The following is a 17444-nucleotide window of genomic DNA, read 5'->3' on the forward strand; positions in this document are numbered from 1 at the left end:
CACGTCCGGAACCGTTTAGGTGGTGCCATTGCTGGCCCAGGCAACGTTACTTGTTGAAGTAAATGCCCTTGTTGGTGCCCTCGGTCAAGGGGGTTTTGGTGTCCGCCCACTTGTTGGTGGAAAGCCCGGTCACCGTGCTGGCAGCGCGGTCCACAACGCGGATGGGGTACTTAGCACCGTCCCAGGCGTACTGGTTGTGGCCCAAGTAGTTGTTGCGCACAGTGATGTCAATGTGGCTTTGTTTGTTGGCGCTGTGATCGATGGTGATGCTGGTGAAGCCGCCATCAACGTAGTTCTGTTCAACAACAACATTCTTGAGCTTGGTGACATGCTGTTGCAGCAACATTGCCGTGGTGGTGTAGAGGCCACGTACCGGGGCGGCGCTGCCCTTTCCAGGAACCACATCACCAACAATGTTGTTGCCGGAGATTAGAATGTTCTCTCCACCCTGGAGCTGAATACCGTCATTGTGGGTGCCGTCCTTGTGGGCGGGGTCTTTACTCCAGTACGTCAAGGCATGGATGTAGTTTCCCTTGGCGGTGACATTGGCTGCCGCCGGGCCGGTGGGACGGTTGAAGATGCCGAGACCGTCATTGGTGCCCTTGATGTGGTTGCGGAGCGCCGTGTAGTCGTGGCCGACAATGCCATCACGGTAGTAGGAAGGGCTCTGCGGGATGATGGTTGAATCCTGCACCACAAGGTTCTTGACCTTGGCGTCATTGGCATCCACCACACCGGTGTTGGACTTGGGGATTTCCACTCCGCCGTGCAGACGGCTGTTCTTGATGGTGACATTTGCAGCGCGGACCTTGATGTCACCCCAGATCTCCATACCGTCCAGAACTGTTCCGTCCTGGGTGATGATCAGGGGGGCGCCACTGGTGTTGTACGGCTTCAGTGCCGTACCGGAGAGAACCCCTGTAGTGCTTTCGCTGGGCTTGTACGCACCCGGTACCAGGGAATCGCGCCCCTGATCGAGGCTGGGAATGCCTGGCAGGGCTGTGTTGTTTTCGGTGCTGCCGGAAACCTTCAGGTTGTCATAACGCACGGTGATGGGCGCGTTCGTGGCGCTGCCGCTGAGGTACCCGCCCAAGGCTACGGTGCCAGTGGTCTGAAGTGCTGCGGTGGAGTCAGTGACGGTGAGCTGGTTGGCAGGCAGCGGTGAACCTGAGGGCCAGACAACGGCACTCAGTGTGGTCTTGTCCAGACCTTTCAGGGAAACCTTGACATTGATGGTGCCGCTGGCTTTTGCCGTGAAGCCGCCTGCTGCGCTCTGCAGTAGTGTTTCAGCGCCGTTGACAATACGCACTGCGTCAAAACGCACGGCGCCGTTGGGGCTGACCTTGACCTTGAGGCGGTATTCGTTTTTGCCGGCCTGGCGGGGGGTGATGTACATGTACATGTCACCGGCCACGGGCAGCTTGTTCATTGAGAATGCAATTTGAGTATCACTGGTGCGGGAGCTGAAGCCGGAGAGTGAGTTGGAGAATCCTTGGCCGTTTTTGATCACAAGATTTCCGCTGCTGCCGTTGACTAGAGTCTGGCCGCCGGCTGCTATCCAGGTGCCACCGGAATCGGCTGCGCCCCAACCACTAGATACGCTCCTGTTGAAGGAATCTGTGGCGGTCACTGTGGAGGTGGCCGCCATTGCGGTGGCACTTCCGCCAAGTAGCGCGGCGGCTGCAACAGCTGCTGTGGCAGCTGCGGCAGTGAATTTGCGCGCGGTAAATCGGCGGTTTGGAACAGGGCTGTGCATGAAAATCCTTAGCTGGGGGGAAGGCAACGGTAATGATCGTAACCTTATTGTTATTAATCACCCAAGTTAATGGGTGTTGTTGGCCGTAACTTTCGGGTATAAGCGTCATTGTGTGCCATTTGTACCAAGTAGGGGTTTTGTATTGAGGCATCCCCCTGTTGCAGGCATCTTTGGGTCATTTTGTGACGAATCAAAGTGGTTCAAGTCACATGTCAGGCGAGGTTTTGTGATTGTTCACACAGAGACGTATTTGTTATCCATCACACTCACATCTAGCGCAGCTGAGGTGGTTTATGGACCTGTGGGTCGCGCACTTGTAGCTGCGCTGCAGGACTGACTTTCGGCGCTATAGCTGAGGACGTCCCAAGGCGCGGTATGTCCAGCCTGCCGAGCGCCACTTTTCCGGATCCAAGCAATTGCGTCCATCCACAATGGTCCGCGTGGCAACCAGGCTGGCCAGTTCATAAGGATCCATGGAAACGTACTCTTGCCATTCGGTGAGGACCATGATGGCATCGGCACCCCGGACGGCTTCTTCTAGGGACTCCGTGAGTACAAGGTCAGGGAAACGTTTGGCGGAGTTGGTCACGGCTTTGGGATCGGTGGCCACCACGGAGGCGCCCTGAAGTTGCAATTGGGCAGCCACGCTCAGTGCGGGGGAGTCGCGCACGTCGTCGGAATTGGGTTTGAAGGCGAGCCCCAGGACGGCAATTTTTTTCCCCAGCAGGCTGCCACCGCAGACCTCCCGGGCCAGGTCGACGGTGCGGGAGCGGCGGCGCATATTAATGGAGTCAACCTCCCGCAGAAACGTTAGGGCCTGATCAGCGCCCAACTCACCGGCCCGGGCCATGAACGCGCGGATGTCCTTGGGCAGGCAGCCGCCGCCAAAGCCCAGGCCTGCATTGAGGAACTTCCTGCCAATTCTGGGATCGTGGCCCATGGCATCAGCCAACTGGACAACATCAGCCCCGGAAACCTCGCACACTTCGGCCATGGCGTTAATGAAGGAGATTTTTGTGGCCAAAAAAGCGTTGGCGGCAACCTTGACCAGTTCCGCTGTGGCGAAGTCAGTGATGATGCGGGGCACTCCGGCATGCAGCGCTGATGCGTAAATTTCATCCAAGACCAAGGTGGCCTCATCGTGGCCCGGCCGGATGCCGTACACCAAGCGGTTGGGGGAGAGGGTATCTGAGACGGCAAAGCCCTCCCGGAGGAACTCTGGGTTCCAAATCAGAATAGCCTCGGGGCAGCTTTTTTGGATCTGATCACTCAGGCGTGCCGCCGTACCAACCGGAACCGTGGATTTTCCCACCACAATGGCGTCTGGGAGCAGATGGGGGAGCAAAGCTTCGATGGCGCCGTTGACAAATGTGAGGTCAGCGGCCTTCTCGTTTTTGCGCTGGGGAGTACCAACAGTGAGGAAGTGAACCTTGCAATCCTTCACGGCGGCTATGTCCGTAGTGAAGGTCAGCCTGCCTGAGGCGAGTGCGTCAGCGAGTATTTCCGGCATACCTGGTTCAAAAAACGGGGCAATTCCGGCATTGAGGGCATCAACCTTAGTAACGTCAACATCCACCCCCACCACTGTGTGCCCTAGATCGGCCATGCAGGCTGCATGAACCGCGCCCAGATAGCCGCAGCCAATGACTGAAATTTGCATGGAAACCCCTTTAGCCTTGCAAAGGAATACTGCCCTCTGATGTCAGGGCCAGTGTAGGCCATGGTGCGCGGCTAAGTGGTGGAAAGAAGTGGGCGGCAGCAGAGCCAAGCAGCAGAGCTAGGAAGTGCTCGCTAAGGAAGAGGTGCTGCACTAGGCTTCGGATATGCACGGTGGGTCACACCAGGGGAGGGGACTTGATGAGTGTTCCGCAGGCAGGTACACGGCTCCAATGGATGGATACTCTGCGGGGTTTAGCCATTCTTCTCGTACTTATCTGGCATGCACCAGCCATTCCGGCACTCTTTGGCTATGAGATGCCACTGTGGCTCGAAGCCGTAAATAACTTCTTCCTCCCCTTGAGAATGCCAACGCTCATGTTTCTTTCAGGGCTGTTGCTGACCCGCTCCATGGGCAAAGGGCTGAAGATATATTACGTGGGGAAGTTCAAAGCGCTCCTCTGGCCGTACCTACTCTGGGCCGGACTGCACATGGTGCTCTATGGCCACGGTCTTGAGTTATCAAGCCCCCGCGCATGGATTGCCACAGGATACTTGTGGTTCCTTTTTTACATCACCTGCTACTACATGGTGGCGCCCCTAGTAACGAAACTGCCCGCGTGGCTGCCACCCATTGCGCTGATAGTGGCTTCCATCCCGTTGGAGGACGGGCTGGCCAAGAAACTGCTTTACTTTGCGGGATTCTTCTTCGCTGGACACCTAGCCATGCAACACCGGAATATTCTCGCAAAACTCACGCAGTGGCCTATTGCGGGATACTGCGGTGCTATTGCTGCACTCTTTGGGATTGTCTCTGCCGCCAGAGGCACTGAGCTGGCGTACCGCGGGGAGTTTGCTCTCTTTAGCCTGATGGGGATTGTGGCAGCAATAACCCTCACTGAGAAGTACTCCGCGGCGCGGTGGGTGCGTCCCGTTGCCTTCGTAGGCAGGAACTCCCTGATCTACTATGTTGCCCACTTTCCAATCATTTTGTGCGTGCTCTATTTGGTGGAGGCCATGGGACTAGGCAACGTGTGGCTGATTGCTATTCCGGGACTGATCCTCTCGCTGGTTATTTGCACGCTGTTGTCCAAGTGGCGTCAAGTCATTCCCGTGAGGTGGCTGTTCCAAGCGCCTGATCCAACAAAGATCGTATCAAGCCGCGTGGACGGCTGAGTGGGGATAAGCGGCGAGTGTCAGCACCAAGACGATATATGGAGCAGCAGATAAGCCAGTGCAGTCTTGCGCAGGTGCATGGTGTTCACAAATTCATGCCCGAGATACAGGGGAGCTCGCGGCTCCGAGAAAGACCTTGCGGATAAGATCCGCTACTGCCTTCCGGAACTTGGGCGGAGTAGTTCTGGAGGAAATATCGGAAACCTCAAGAGCTCTCCGCGGCGCTACGGCGTCTAGGCACCAAGCCCCACCCGCCACCTTGAGGCGGCGGTGCAAGAAGCTTAAAATCTGCGTCAGAAGACGTGGGGATATACTGCTGGATCTTGGGAGGCTTCAGGCAGCAGCTCGGAGGAACACCTCGAGCCAAGCGGTCACTAAATCTAAGGAACCTGCCGTTTCCCTACGACCCTTCTATGTCTGTCAAACGTCTTTTCCTGCTACCTCAAATGCGTTGAAGATTCGATAGACCCTTCGGGCAAGATAGCGTTTGATACATCGTCGAATTTCCTTGGTGGTGCGCCCTTCCGCTTCGCGTTTCTGCACATATCCACGAGTTTCCTCATCGTGGGTCATGCGGGTGATGGCGACCATGTGCAGTGCGCAGTTCAGGCTCCTGTCACCGCCTCGGTTGAGCCGGTGACGGACGGTGTTGCCTGATGAGGCGGGGATCGGATTAACCCCGGCTAGGGATGCGAACGCGGCTTCCGAGTGGACCCGGCCGTGATGGGACCACACGGTCAGGCATGTGGCGGCCGTGATGGCGCCGAAGCCCGTCACGTTCAGAAGTGGCGCAGCTTCGCTGACCTTGACCAGGTCTGTGATCTGCTGGGTATTCTTGGCCACATCCTTGTCGAGGTCATCGATCCGCTTCGCTAGCCGGACGGCCTCTGTTCGGGCCACCGAAAGCGCCAGCTCCTCGTCCCGGTCCCGCCACCGGGACACCGCTGCGATTTGCACGCCCGTCAGGGCCTTGCGGGCATTCAATCCGAGCGCGTTGACGCGCAACAGGGCGTTCAGCGCGTTCACCGCACGGGTGCGCTCACCGGTCATTGAATGGCGGGCGCACACCAAGATCCTCAGGGCAGCGCGGACGCCTTCATTCAGCCGCGGACGGCGCAATTGCTGCTCCTCCAACGAGAGCACGGCCCTGGCTATTCGCTGTGCATCAAGTTCGTCGGACTTGCCAACGCCGCGGTGGGCCCTTGCATCCATACGTGCCGCTTCGACTACCGGGTACCCCACACCGGCCACCGTGCCGGCGAGGATCGCCCCGTAGGAAGCAGCGCCCTCGATCACCCACAGCGCGGAAAGGTCCGCACTCGTACGGCGGGCTACCCAGGCGAGGGCGCGGTTGATGCCAGCACCGGTGGTGGGGAAATCCCTAGTATCAATGTGTTCACCGGTTGCAGTGGTGATGATGGAGTAAACGTGGTTACGGGCATGGGTGTCAACACCGACGACAAAAGCGTGTGAATGCGCGACGATAGACATGACGGTCATCTTTACCTTCCTCTTCACGGATATGGTCATGGCCGTTGTCGGCCGGTACCGGTCCGGGTAGAGGTCACTTCGGAACAACACTGTGATGAGTCACGCACTGAAGAGCGGACAACCTTCTTATCAAGTCACCGAGGTGGGCCGGGCAGGTACCGGCCGACCGCCCCATGATTGGACAAGTCGTAGGAAAGACACCAATGGGTCACGTGTCAGGAGAGTCACAACCATGAGGCAGAACGACCAGTCCCCATCCTGCCAGCCAGTCCCAGACCAGCTGCAGTAAGTCTCACAGTGTCAGGGTTAGGTGGGGCTAGTACCCTAATGCGTGGGCCACCCTGGTTAATTTCTGTGGCCTCGATGCTCGGAAGCGCCGTTCCGCCGGGCCAAGTAGAGTGCGGGAGGGGCTGCTCCCTTACCAACAGGACCAGCTATGAGGCCTTTCCTCAGAGTGTGAGTACGAGTTTCACTGATGTGTCAACGATGCCGCCAACTAAAAATTACGCTACTCAGATTTTTTGCTAGTTCCTAACTTCGAGGAGGTACTTCCTGAGACGATCGCGTGCGGCAGGCGCATCGAAGCCAGTGCTCTGCAACTTTGTCAATGCCAAGGTGGAGTGAGCCGGACGCGCAGCACTGACTTTACCGGCAAAGTATTCTGCTGTGCTTACGCCGGTGACAGACTCGCGCCGGTGGCCCAGGATCTCGTAGACATCTTCTGCTATGTCGGACCATGACTGGACCTGGCCTGAACAGCTCACGTTATATGTTCCAAAGGGTGCACTAACGTCGAGCAGGTGCTTAATGGCCGCTGCGATGTCTTCTGTGAAAGTCAGGCGACCGAACTGGTCGTTGACAACTGAAGGGCGAACACCGCGTCCTGCCAAGGAAGCCATAGTGGAAACAAAGTTGTTTCCGTCTCCAATGACCCAGCTGGTCCGAAGTATGTAGTGCGCCGGGACAGTGGCGGCAGCGGCGTCCCCAGCTGCCTTGCTCGCCCCGTATACGCCCAACGGGGAAAATGGTTCATTTTCATGGTGTTCTTTGAGCTGGCCGTCAAAGACGTAGTCGCTGGAGATATGCACGAGCGTGATGCCGCGTCTGGTGCAATGCGTGGCCAACGAGGAGACAGCTGCGGCATTCACTGCCCAGGCTGATACCCGCCCAGTGGCGGTTTCCGCGGCATCCACCGACGTGTAGGCAGCAGCATTGACGATTTTGTCATACGTGGAAAAGTCGAGATTAGAAAAGGGATCCGGACTGGATAAATCAAGTTTGGACCGGGTGACAAAATCAACGTGATCGTTATCGCTGTACATCCTGCGCAGTGCTAAGCCCACCTGTCCGTCGCCACCTAGAATCAGGGTTCTCCGTGGCTGCATAGGTGCAACGTCAGCTAGAAAAGGGTGGACGCGGTCCTTCTCGGATAGTTCTGCCTTTGACAGCGGGATAGGCCACTTAATGGCCGCTGAGGGGTCGGAAAGATTCAGGAATGTGTATTGACCTTGTGCGTCGGCGGACCAGTGGTCGTTGACAAGATATGTGTAGGCTGTGTTGTGCTCGAGAGTTTGGAAGGCGTTGCCCACCCCGCGAGGGATGAAAATGGCGGTCGTCGGGTCGAGAACGGCTGTGAAGGTGGTGCCGAATGACGGCCCTTCGCGCAAGTCCACCCAAGCTCCAAACACGCTACCGGCGGCAACAGAGATGAACTTGTCCCATGGTTCGGCGTGGATGCCGCGCGTGGTGCCGACGGACCCGTTGAAGGAAATATTGTTTTGGACCGGTCCGAAGTCGGGAAGCCCGGCGGCTAGCATTTTTTCGCGCTGCCAGTTCTCTTTGAACCATCCGCGATTGTCCCCATGGACGGGCAAGTTCAGAAGCAGCACACCGGGGATAGGGGTGCTGCGGGCAGCCAGAGGCTTGCTAAATTCTGGGCCCGGCATTTAGGCGCCCTGCCCATGAATAGTCGGGGAGAGCTGGAGGCCTAGACTATCTGGAACATGGAGCTGCTCCCCTGCGGCAAAGTACTTCGCTTCGGTGCCAGCCTTCTGATTCCGCCACCAGTTTTCGTTGTTCCTGTACCAATCAATGGTTTCAGCGAGTCCTGCAGCGAAGTCAGCCTTGCTCGGAGTCCACCCTAGTTCGGTGCGGAGCTTGGAAGGATCGATGGCGTAGCGGAGGTCGTGCCCGGGCCTGTCGGTCACGTGGTCGTAATCGTCAGCCGAGCAGCCCATACCGACAAGGATGGCCTCTATAACCTCTTTGTTGTTCTTCTCCCCGTCGGCACCTATCAAATACGTTTCCCCAAGGCCACCGCGCTGGAGAATCAACAGTACGGCGGCGGAATGGTCGTCGGCGTGGATCCAGTCGCGTACGTTTTCGCCCGAGCCATAAAGTTTGGGTCGGACACCGTCTATGATATTGGTGATCTGGCGCGGTATGAACTTCTCTACGTGCTGGAACGGGCCATAGTTGTTAGAGCAGTTGCTGATAGTGGCCTCCACGCCAAATGAGCGCACCCAAGCCCTCACGAGCAGGTCCGAGCCGGCTTTTGTGGACGAGTATGGGCTGGAGGGGTTGTACGGGGTGTGCTCGGTGAACCGCTGAGGTTCGTCAAGGGCCAGGTCGCCGTACACCTCGTCCGTCGAGATATGATGGAAACGCTTTCCGTGCTTTCGTACAGCCTCAAGCAGCACATAAGTGCCCATGATGTTCGTTTCCAGGAATGGCAGTGGGTTGGAAAGGGAGTTGTCATTGTGCGATTCAGCGGCATAATGGACGACGGCATCGGCCTCACCGACCAGCGAATCTACCAGGGCCGAGTCGCAGATGTCGCCGTGTACAAAGGTTAGTCGTTTCTCCGGTAGGCCAAAAAGGGACGACTCGTTGCCGGCATATGTCAACTTATCGAGCACAGTCACCTGATAATCGGTGTGATTCAAAACATAGTGGACGAAGTTGGTGCCGATAAAGCCAGCGCCACCGGTTACTAGGATTCTTTGCATGCCTAAAAGTCTAGCGGTTTGGTCATACGCTCATTACCCGAGAGAATGTTATTCATGCGAGGAATAATTCTTGCCGGGGGAACCGGATCACGTTTACATCCCATTACTTTGGGCATCAGCAAGCAACTTGTCCCAGTGTATGACAAGCCGATGATCTACTACCCGTTATCCACGCTGATCTTGGCTGGCATCAGGGACATCCTGATCATTACCACTCCTCACGACGCAGAACAGTTCCAGCGGCTGCTGGGCGACGGCTCCCAGTTCGGGGTCAACCTCAGCTACGCTCAGCAGCCCTCGCCGAATGGTCTTGCGGAAGCTTTTGTACTGGGCGCGGACCATATTGGCAATGAAAACGTTGCTCTGGTCTTAGGTGACAATATTTTCTACGGCCATGGCATGGGTGCCCAATTGCAAAAATATGAAAAACTCACAGGTGGATCCATATTTGGGTATTGGGTCAAAGACCCCAGCGCATATGGTGTTGTGGAATTTGATACTGCAGGAAAAGTTGTTTCGTTGGAGGAAAAGCCCAAACAGCCCCGCAGCAACTACGCCGTTCCTGGTCTGTACTTTTATGACAATGACGTCATTGACATCGCGAGGAACCTGGAACCCTCCCCTCGGGGTGAACTGGAGATCACCGACGTCAACCGCGCCTACCTGGAACGCGGGGAACTCAATGTAGAGCTACTGGAGCGTGGTACCGCTTGGCTGGACACGGGAACCTTCAGCGACCTCAACGATGCGTCCACGTTTGTGCGAACCGTGGAAAACCGCCAAGGACTCAAAATTGGTGCACCGGAGGAGGTTGCTTGGCGAATGGGATTCCTTAGTGACAGTGAACTACGCACACGGGGTGAAAAACTTCTCAAGAGCGGCTACGGCTCCTACCTGCTCCAACTGCTGAAGTAGGAAGATTAAGGGTCGGTTCGCGCGCCAGGGCTACATAATACTTGGCTTCGAAGCCATCGGCACAGGCCTGAGGGACAAAATTTGCTCGGGCAATGCGGTCTTGGGCGTAGCTGTTAGGTGGCGGTGTAAATTTCTGTTGTCAGGCAATGTCGGCGTGAGTCAAGAGTGTAGCTGCCAGTCTCACTTCTCCAGTGGAATTCGGGTACGCGTACGTATGCCCCGAAGGATGACGTTGCTGGAGGTATATGCACTCGTCGGATTGTCTGCGTAGCGTTGAGTCGGCCGGCCTCCCTCCTGTCCTGACTGATTGGGTGGGTGTAAATAGAGTCAATGACGACCGTCGCCGTGTATCCATTAGCAAGCTTTTGACACTGACCTTCGAATTCGTGGTCCTGGTGGGCCTCGAATGCCCAATTCATCGCTATGTTGAGACCGTTCCATCGCCAGCGTGATGAATGTCAGTGCGAAATTGCTAGCTACTTCTTTCCGAATAGCTAATTAAAATTCCGTATCGATGCGACAAATGACGTTCGCGTGAGCCTGAGAGCGATGGTTGTAGGGCCGAGTGTAGATGGCTGAGTAAGCCCAACCTCATATGCTCACATCGGCAATCAGTGTAACAATTAGGTGAAGCGGATGTGCCGTAATCAGATACATCCCGGCTACGCCGAACAACGGCTGGCTGAGCTAGTGCCGAGGAGCGCTGATTTTGTGACAGGACCTGCTGACCACGTCTACCCGTTGAATAATACAGAGGTGCTGCGCATCCGTAATGACTTCCCCATCCTTGAGACACAAGTCAATGGAATGCCGCTTGTCTACCTGGACTCCGGGGCCACCTCGCAAAACCCTCTCAGTGTGATGGAAGCCGAGCAGGAGTACTACGAGCAGCGCAATTCTGCAGTGCACCGCGGCGCCCACACCTTAGCGGTGGAGGCCACTGACGTCTTCGAAGACGCCCGCAGCACGGTGGCCGCCTTCATTGGCGCCGCAGACAATGAGCTGGTGTGGACACAGAACGCTACGGCGGGCCTGAACCTCATCGCCTACTCCTTCGGCAACGCTAGTGTTGGCGCCGTTTCAGAGGCTGCCAAAAAGTTCGCCCTCACTGCCGGAGATGAAATCCTCGTCACCGAGATGGAGCACCACGCCAACCTCATTCCCTGGCAGGAACTGTGCCGGCGCACCGGGGCTACTTTGCGTTTCATCCCCATTCACGACGACGGCACCCTGGACATGAGCGCCGCCGCAACACTCATTACAGAACACACCAAGGTTCTTGCCTTCACCCACGTCTCCAACGTCACCGGTGTCATCAACCCGGTTGCGGAGCTGACGGCAATGGCCCATGCCGTGGGCGCCCTGGTGGTCTTGGACGCGTGCCAATCGGCACCTCACCTGCCCCTTGACGTCAAGGCCCTGAACGTTGATTTTGCCGTGTTTTCCGGCCACAAGATGCTCGGCCCCACAGGCATTGGCGGCGTGTACGGCCGCGCCGAGCTGCTCGATTCCATGCCGCCGTTTTTGACCGGTGGCTCCATGATCACCACTGTCACCATGGAGGAGGCAGCTTATCTGCCGGCCCCGCAGCGTTTTGAAGCGGGCACCCAGCCCATTTCCCAGGCCGCCGCGCTTGCTGCCGCCTGCAACTACCTGAGCGAGACCGGGATGGAGCGTATCCATGCTTGGGAAGCGGAACTTGGCCAGCGCCTGGTGAAGGGGCTGGAAGGTATCGAGGGGATCCGCGTCCTAGGTCCTCCCTCGGGCGTTTCCAGGGCTGGCTTGGCCTCCTTTGAGGTGGCAGGGGTACACGCGCACGACGTCGGGCAGTTCCTTGACGCTGCCGGCATCGCCGTCCGCGTGGGTCACCATTGCGCCCAGCCGCTGCACCGCCGCTTAGGATTGAACTCCTCCACCAGGGCGAGCACTTATTTGTACAACACCAGCGGCGAAGTGGACGCATTCTTGGCCGCCGTGGCCGGGGTCCGTAGCTACTTTGGCGTGGAAGGAGCAGCACTGTGAGCGCGTTGGATTCGCTGTACCAGCAAATCATTTTGGAAGAGTCCAAGACCCGACGGGGCGCGGATTTGCGCAACGATCAGCTTGATGGGCAACACCTGCCCGCCAACGTGGGCCAGTGCCACCAGCTCAACCCTGTCTGCGGGGATGAGATCACCTTGCGGATAGAGACGGCTAATTCAAAGGTCTCAGGCATCCATTGGGCAGGGGACGGTTGCTCCATTTCAATGGCGTCGGCTTCTATTCTCAGTGACATGGTGGTGGGGCTTGACCGCGGGGAAGTGGCTGCGTTGATTGAGAGTTTCCGCGAGGTTATGCGCTCTCGCGGGAAATTGGTGGCTGATGAGGAGATCCTCGGCGATGCCGCGGCGCTCTCCGGTGTCTCAAAATTCCCGGCACGGGTCAAGTGCGCCATGCTGGCCTGGGTTGCTGCCGAGGACGCCCTGAGCCAGACCCGGTAAGCCAGATAGCCTAAGCGCCGGTGGGTCGCCTTGCCGGTCTCAGTGGTTTAGGTGGGCAGCTCTGAGGCGGGCGGGACCAGTGGCTGCGCGGGCCTAGATACCCGGAACAGGGCAACGCACAGCGCCCCGAGCAACGCACCGGAGGCGTTGGCAACTACATCGCGAGGGTCCCCGAAGCGTTCGGGCAAGAAGTAGTTCTGGCTGAGTTCTATGATCGCCGAAAGCAGCGCACCGGCGGGCAACGCCAGCCACCACAAGTAGGGACGCAGCCGCACTGCCACAATGACCCCGAACGGGATGAACATAATGACGTTCGCGGTGAACTCGATGGTGGTGTAGCTGGCAATCCATTGGGGGATACTCAAGGACCGTAGCCAGCGCAGGAAATTGAGCAGCTCTCCGCCAACGGGCCGGTCAACGGGCGTAGGCCAGAACACTATGGCCGCCAATGCCACAAAGTATCCCACAACAAGGATGATAGCCACTTTGCGGCGCCAGGTGTTCACATGATCAGTCTAGGCGAACCCATAAATGCAGGAAGGCCCGGAACCATTGGTTCCGGGCCTTTCTTAGTGCTAGCGGGTTACCCCGGCAGCGCAGTGGTTCTTTATGCGTTAGCGGACTCGCGGTTGCGGCGGCGAGAAACCACCACGGTGCCAACGCCAGCACCAAGGGCGCCTACGCCAACCAGTGACCAGATCAGAACGCTGGAATCAATACCCGTGGAGGCCAAGCCGCCATCATTGTTGCCAGCTGCGTCATTTCCTGAGCCATTGCCGCCGGCGCCTGCGCCATTGTCAGCAACTACCTTGACAACCTGGCTTACAGTAACGCCTGATTCGCGGCCTGTGGCGGTCAGGGTGTAGGTACCCGTCTGGTCCAAGGTGATGGCCGTGGAGAAGCCGCCGTTGGCATCAGCCGTTGTGGTGGTGGGTGCCGGAGCAGCAGGCTTGATGATCATGGGTACGGAGGCTGAAACGCCGCCACCCATTGAGCCAAGAGCGCCGCCAGCTACAGGGCTGGTCTGGACAACGGTGATGTCAATGATTTCACCGGGCTTGAAGCCTGAGCCTGCAAAGATGACAGCTTCACCGGGAACAACGGTTCCGGTGGAAACGTTGGATGACGGCGGGCCAGCCGGGTAAGAGTCGGAAGGTGCGGCCTGAGCGGCAACGCTTCCTACGGAAAGTGTCAGGACGCCCGCAAGGGCAAGGCTGATGAGAGTTTTCTTCAAGGTATGTTCCCCAGATTCATATTTAGGTATCGGCGGTTCCCCCGGTGAGACCCCGATTTATTGACAGATTATCAGTTTGAGTGTGACTTTACCAACCGAGTGGATGAAGTCTCACCCTTTGGCTAGTGCGGTTTTATCAATAGGTTAGAATGCGTTTTTCGCGTTCACACGCCATTAGTTTTCCGTACATCCAGTGGCCTTCTGTTCGGGCAAAATGACGTCCTTGGTGTCCTGAATAGTAGGCGTCACGCGAAGTTCTGCCTGACCGTTCTGGACCACTTTGGAAAAATCAATTTCCACGGTCTGGGTTTGGCCAGGTTTCAGCTGCACGTGCACAATCCCCACTGGACGTTCAGCATGGGTATAGGAGGCTATGCCAACGTCCTTGCCATCTATCCTGGCCTTCTCCGCACGTGCTTGTGCGGGTCCGTAGGCAATAACGTTGGTAGCCACATTGCCTATGGGCACGCCGAATACTGCGTTTCCGCTCACGTAGGCGGGAAGGGACTCGGCAGCGTTGGCCGGCGCGGTGTTGGTCAGGGAGATTTTGGCTGTGTACTGGGCATAACCGCCTGCGTGGCAACGCTGGATGAGCTGCACCGTACGTTTAACGTAATAGTCCATCTTGGCCCCGGTGCCGTCATTGAAATAAACACCAAAGCCAGCAGCAGGCACACTGGGACCCGAGATGGCGCCACTAATTTTTGTATCGCTGAGAATGGCTTGTTCATTTCCGCGTGCTGACCACAGCAGGATCCGGTTATCACTGACACCCGTAGCTAAGGACTCAACGAGTTTATCCCCGGGAGTTTTGCCAGAGGCCACAGTATCAAAGACTTTCTTCGCAACTTCTGCAAAGTAGGCGTCTTGGAGTACTGGCTCTTGAATTTCGGCGTACACCTGAGAAAGCAACACAGGAACCAGATTGGCGCTGGTCAATTGGGTGGGCAGTTCACCGATGCTGGCGCCCTCTGGCAGGGCAGGGTTCACCGTGATGGGACCTGTTGCCTTCATGACCAAGGAAAGCGCTACCGGGTCAATGGAGATGACGCCGTCAATTACTTGCCCAGGGTGGCGCTGCAGCCAGATGGATCTGGCCGTGGAAGCAGCTGTGGGGAAGTCAGGTGTCATGTTGACGTCCTGCATGTAGTTGCCCATGCGGGTGGAAAAGATGGTTTCCTGTACCGGATCCACCTTGATGGCGGGGCTGATTGCACCCATGGCGCTGGCTGAGTCCTGATTTGTGAGAGTAATTTTCCCATTCTCAGCATGGAGTACGGCAAGTGCGCCGGGGATGCCGCCGCTGGCACGGACTTCTGCGTTGTTTTGAATCAGCAGTAAATAATCCCGTGGTCCATCCACGCCCATCATGGCAGGCACTAGTTCAGCAGCGTCAGCAGCAGTGGATAGCAGCCCCCGCAATTCATTCAGCTGGTCCTTAGCGCTATTCAAGGGTTCTGAGATTTGTGTAAGCAGAGGCTTCTGGTCAATACCGGCAAGCCGATGGTAGGAGAGCTCCACTGAATTGGCGGCGGAAACTACGCTGGGAGCAGCTTTTTGGAGTGGGGCAAGCTGCACGGCTCCGTCAACTGGGGTGAGGGCTTTCCAATCCAAGGACTGAAAGGCGCCCACCAATGGTTTCGCGGCAAGGGTCACCACATCATCCGCTGTTGTACTCACTTCTGAGGCTGCGGCTAGGTTGGGACCTATCCAAGGCAACCCGCTGGCCAGCTTCCAGAGGGGATCCGTGCCAGCCTTCTTTGCAGCTGCAGTGTGCTCCGACAGAGAGTTTACGGTGGCGGTTGCACTGGAAACGTCATTGGCCAGCAGGTCCTTTTTGAGGACCGGCAACAGTTGGTTTGTGACCTCAAGGTTGTCCTTGATTTCCATGGCTCGGAAGCCCAACCATGCTGTTGCACTTACCACCAACACCAGAAGAGCGAGAGCCGCGAAAATAGGCCTGAGCACGCGCTTGCGCCGCCTGCTCTTTCGAGTTTCCCGCTGAGCGCTCTTACGGACTCGTTGGGCACCGTTTTCTAAATTTTGTGATTGATACTTGCTCCCAGTCGGATCCGACATACCTATGGGTGCCCCTTGCTGAGGCGCATCCACCAGGAGCTCCGCAGCTTACCTACGATTTCGCCCGTAATTACGGAAAGTAACATTTAAATGTCTTTCTACTAAAAAATTGAATTGCAAAAGCTAACGATTAGTAGGCGCCATCGCGTTGCAGAACGGCGCGAATGGTTCGGATTAGGATCACCATGTCCCCGGTCATAGACCAGTTTTCAACGTAGTAGAGATCTAACCTTACTGAGTCCTGCCACGAGAGGTTAGACCTACCACTGACCTGCCACAGCCCGGTGAGGCCAGGTTTGACCAGTAAGCGGCGGCGCACGTGATCCTCGTAGTCTGCAACTTCGGCCGGCAGTGGAGGACGGGGGCCGACAAGGCTCATTTCGCCGTTTAGAACGTTAATAAGCTGTGGAAGCTCGTCGATACTGAAGCGGCGTAGAATCGCACCAACACGGGTCACGCGTGGATCGGACTTCAGCTTAAACAGCAGGCCACTGCCATCGTTATCCGTTTGGAGTTCAGGCAGGCGAGCTTCGGCATCTACACCCATAGACCTGAACTTATACATGCGGAAGGGTTCTCCGAGAACTCCAACTCGGTCCTGTTTGAAAAATACGGGACCCCTACTGTCACCCTTGATGAACACGGCCACCAGCGCCATGAGCGGTGCGAAGAATAGCAAGAGGATTCCCGACAATGACATGTCGAAGAGCCGCTTAGCAACTCGCTTTCCACCTTCGAGCCTTGGCGTCGTGACGTGTATGAGGGGGAGCCCCGCCACTGGGCGGGTATGGATGCGGGGCCCGGCTATGTCAGTTAAAGCGGGTGCTAGAATCAAGTCAGTACCGGAAGTAGACAATGCCCATCCCAATTGGCGCATGATTAAAGGGCTGAGACGTACTCCTGTCGTGATGGCCACAGCATCCGCGCCGCAAACAGCCACAGCTTGCTGAATACTTTCCACTGTTTGCGCCGATCCAAGCAAGGGCAAATCCGGTATCCCGGTAACACTTTGATCGTCGTGGCCAGGAATGTGAAGCGCCACCGGTAAGTAACCTGCATGGGGATGCCGTTGTAGAGCTTGCACCAGATGTCCAACAGCCGCCGCGCCTCCCACCACCAAGATTCGGGATGCACTTCCTCCATGGCTACGCTCTAGACTTAGATGCTGGCGTAATATCCACCTACCTGCAATCAAACCCAGAGTTCCGGTAGGGAAAGCTATTCCAACGTAGCCTCGTGCCAAGTCTAGCTGAAACGCATAAGATACGATCGCCACTGCACCGAATAGCCACAAACTCGCCGCAAATACGCGTTTATATTCTTCGGGCCCGGCGCCGAGAACGCGCGTCTCCCTTGTACCCCAAGCGCCGAGCATGAACCACCACAGGCAGGGGAGAAGCGTTGAAACCGTTACGTAGGATGCCATGGATGTGCCGGCTATTGGGTTGGTACCTGCACTTGTCAGACCAAAGCGGAGAAGGTGCGCACCAATAATAGCCCACAGCACAACGACTGCGTCGACTGCTCCTATACGGCGCACATAGCGTTTGCGCCAGTTCTTTGAATTCAATTGTTTCCCCAAAATGCGTGTGAGTGAAAAGAGGCGGATATCCAGAACTGTGGTGAATTCGATTGTTCTGCAGTTACTG

The 17444-nt window shown here is 56.9% G+C and carries 13 protein-coding genes; 4 read left to right on the top strand and 9 right to left on the bottom strand.

All coding sequences use genetic code 11. The features are described from left to right. Positions 1 to 46: 46 nt before the first annotated feature. The gene (locus ABIB48_RS08295) at positions 47 to 1756 is read right to left on the bottom strand and encodes a right-handed parallel beta-helix repeat-containing protein (RefSeq protein WP_315914140.1); all 1710 of its coding nucleotides are present in this window, start codon (positions 1754 to 1756) and stop codon (positions 47 to 49) included. A 346-nt stretch (positions 1757 to 2102) separates the two neighbouring features. After that, on the bottom strand, positions 2103 to 3416 hold the full coding sequence (locus tag ABIB48_RS08300; RefSeq protein ID WP_354212698.1) for a UDP-glucose dehydrogenase family protein: 1314 nt from the start codon (positions 3414 to 3416) through the stop codon (positions 2103 to 2105). A 197-nt stretch (positions 3417 to 3613) separates the two neighbouring features. Between ABIB48_RS08300 and ABIB48_RS08305 the strand changes: the two genes are divergently transcribed. Continuing rightward, positions 3614 to 4588, top strand: coding sequence for an acyltransferase family protein (locus ABIB48_RS08305; protein ID WP_354212699.1), 975 nt, complete (start codon positions 3614 to 3616; stop codon positions 4586 to 4588). 420 nt (positions 4589 to 5008) lie between these two features. Here ABIB48_RS08305 and ABIB48_RS08310 read toward each other — a convergent pair whose 3' ends face one another. From ABIB48_RS08310 to rfbB, 3 genes are all read right to left on the bottom strand, one after another. Then, positions 5009 to 6088, bottom strand: a complete 1080-nt coding sequence (locus tag ABIB48_RS08310) for an IS110 family RNA-guided transposase (protein WP_354212700.1) — start codon at positions 6086 to 6088, stop codon at positions 5009 to 5011. Positions 6089 to 6603: 515 nt separating this feature from the next. Next, positions 6604 to 8025, bottom strand: a complete 1422-nt coding sequence (locus ABIB48_RS08315; protein WP_354212701.1) for a sugar nucleotide-binding protein — start codon at positions 8023 to 8025, stop codon at positions 6604 to 6606. After that, entirely contained in the window at positions 8026 to 9087 is a 1062-nt protein-coding gene (rfbB, locus tag ABIB48_RS08320) for a dTDP-glucose 4,6-dehydratase (RefSeq protein WP_354212702.1), read from the bottom strand. Between the two features lie 54 nt (positions 9088 to 9141). On the opposite strand from rfbB, the gene rfbA reads away from it, so the two are divergent. The 3 genes from rfbA (at position 9142) to sufU (ending at position 12482) form a co-directional block, all read left to right on the top strand. Beyond that, positions 9142 to 10002: a glucose-1-phosphate thymidylyltransferase RfbA gene (rfbA, locus tag ABIB48_RS08325; protein WP_354212703.1), complete on the top strand. Its 861-nt coding sequence runs from the start codon at positions 9142 to 9144 to the stop codon at positions 10000 to 10002. Positions 10003 to 10713: 711 nt separating this feature from the next. Further along, positions 10714 to 12024 (top strand): cysteine desulfurase, encoded by a 1311-nt coding sequence (locus ABIB48_RS08330; protein ID WP_354212704.1) that lies wholly within the window; start codon positions 10714 to 10716, stop codon positions 12022 to 12024. After that, positions 12021 to 12482: a Fe-S cluster assembly sulfur transfer protein SufU gene (gene sufU / locus ABIB48_RS08335; RefSeq protein ID WP_354212705.1), complete on the top strand. Its 462-nt coding sequence runs from the start codon at positions 12021 to 12023 to the stop codon at positions 12480 to 12482. The genes ABIB48_RS08330 and sufU overlap by 4 nt, the downstream gene beginning before the upstream one ends. Positions 12483 to 12529: 47 nt before the next feature. Here the strand turns inward: sufU and ABIB48_RS08340 are convergent, their stop codons facing one another. The 4 genes from ABIB48_RS08340 to ABIB48_RS08355 form a co-directional block, all read right to left on the bottom strand. Beyond that, the gene (locus ABIB48_RS08340) at positions 12530 to 12988 is read right to left on the bottom strand and encodes a VanZ family protein (protein WP_354212706.1); all 459 of its coding nucleotides are present in this window, start codon (positions 12986 to 12988) and stop codon (positions 12530 to 12532) included. A 101-nt stretch (positions 12989 to 13089) separates the two neighbouring features. Next, a complete protein-coding gene (locus ABIB48_RS08345; protein ID WP_354212707.1) occupies positions 13090 to 13716 on the bottom strand; it encodes an LPXTG cell wall anchor domain-containing protein in 627 nt (208 codons plus the stop codon). Positions 13717 to 13890: 174 nt separating this feature from the next. After that, positions 13891 to 15684 (bottom strand): DUF4012 domain-containing protein, encoded by a 1794-nt coding sequence (locus tag ABIB48_RS08350; RefSeq protein WP_354212708.1) that lies wholly within the window; start codon positions 15682 to 15684, stop codon positions 13891 to 13893. A gap of 241 nt (positions 15685 to 15925) precedes the next feature. Further along, positions 15926 to 17335, bottom strand: a complete 1410-nt coding sequence (locus tag ABIB48_RS08355; RefSeq protein WP_354212746.1) for a sugar transferase — start codon at positions 17333 to 17335, stop codon at positions 15926 to 15928. Positions 17336 to 17444 lie beyond the last annotated feature (109 nt).

The organism is Arthrobacter sp. UYCu511 (assembly GCF_040547105.1).
GTDB classification, from domain to species: domain Bacteria; phylum Actinomycetota; class Actinomycetes; order Actinomycetales; family Micrococcaceae; genus Specibacter; species Specibacter psychrochitiniphilus.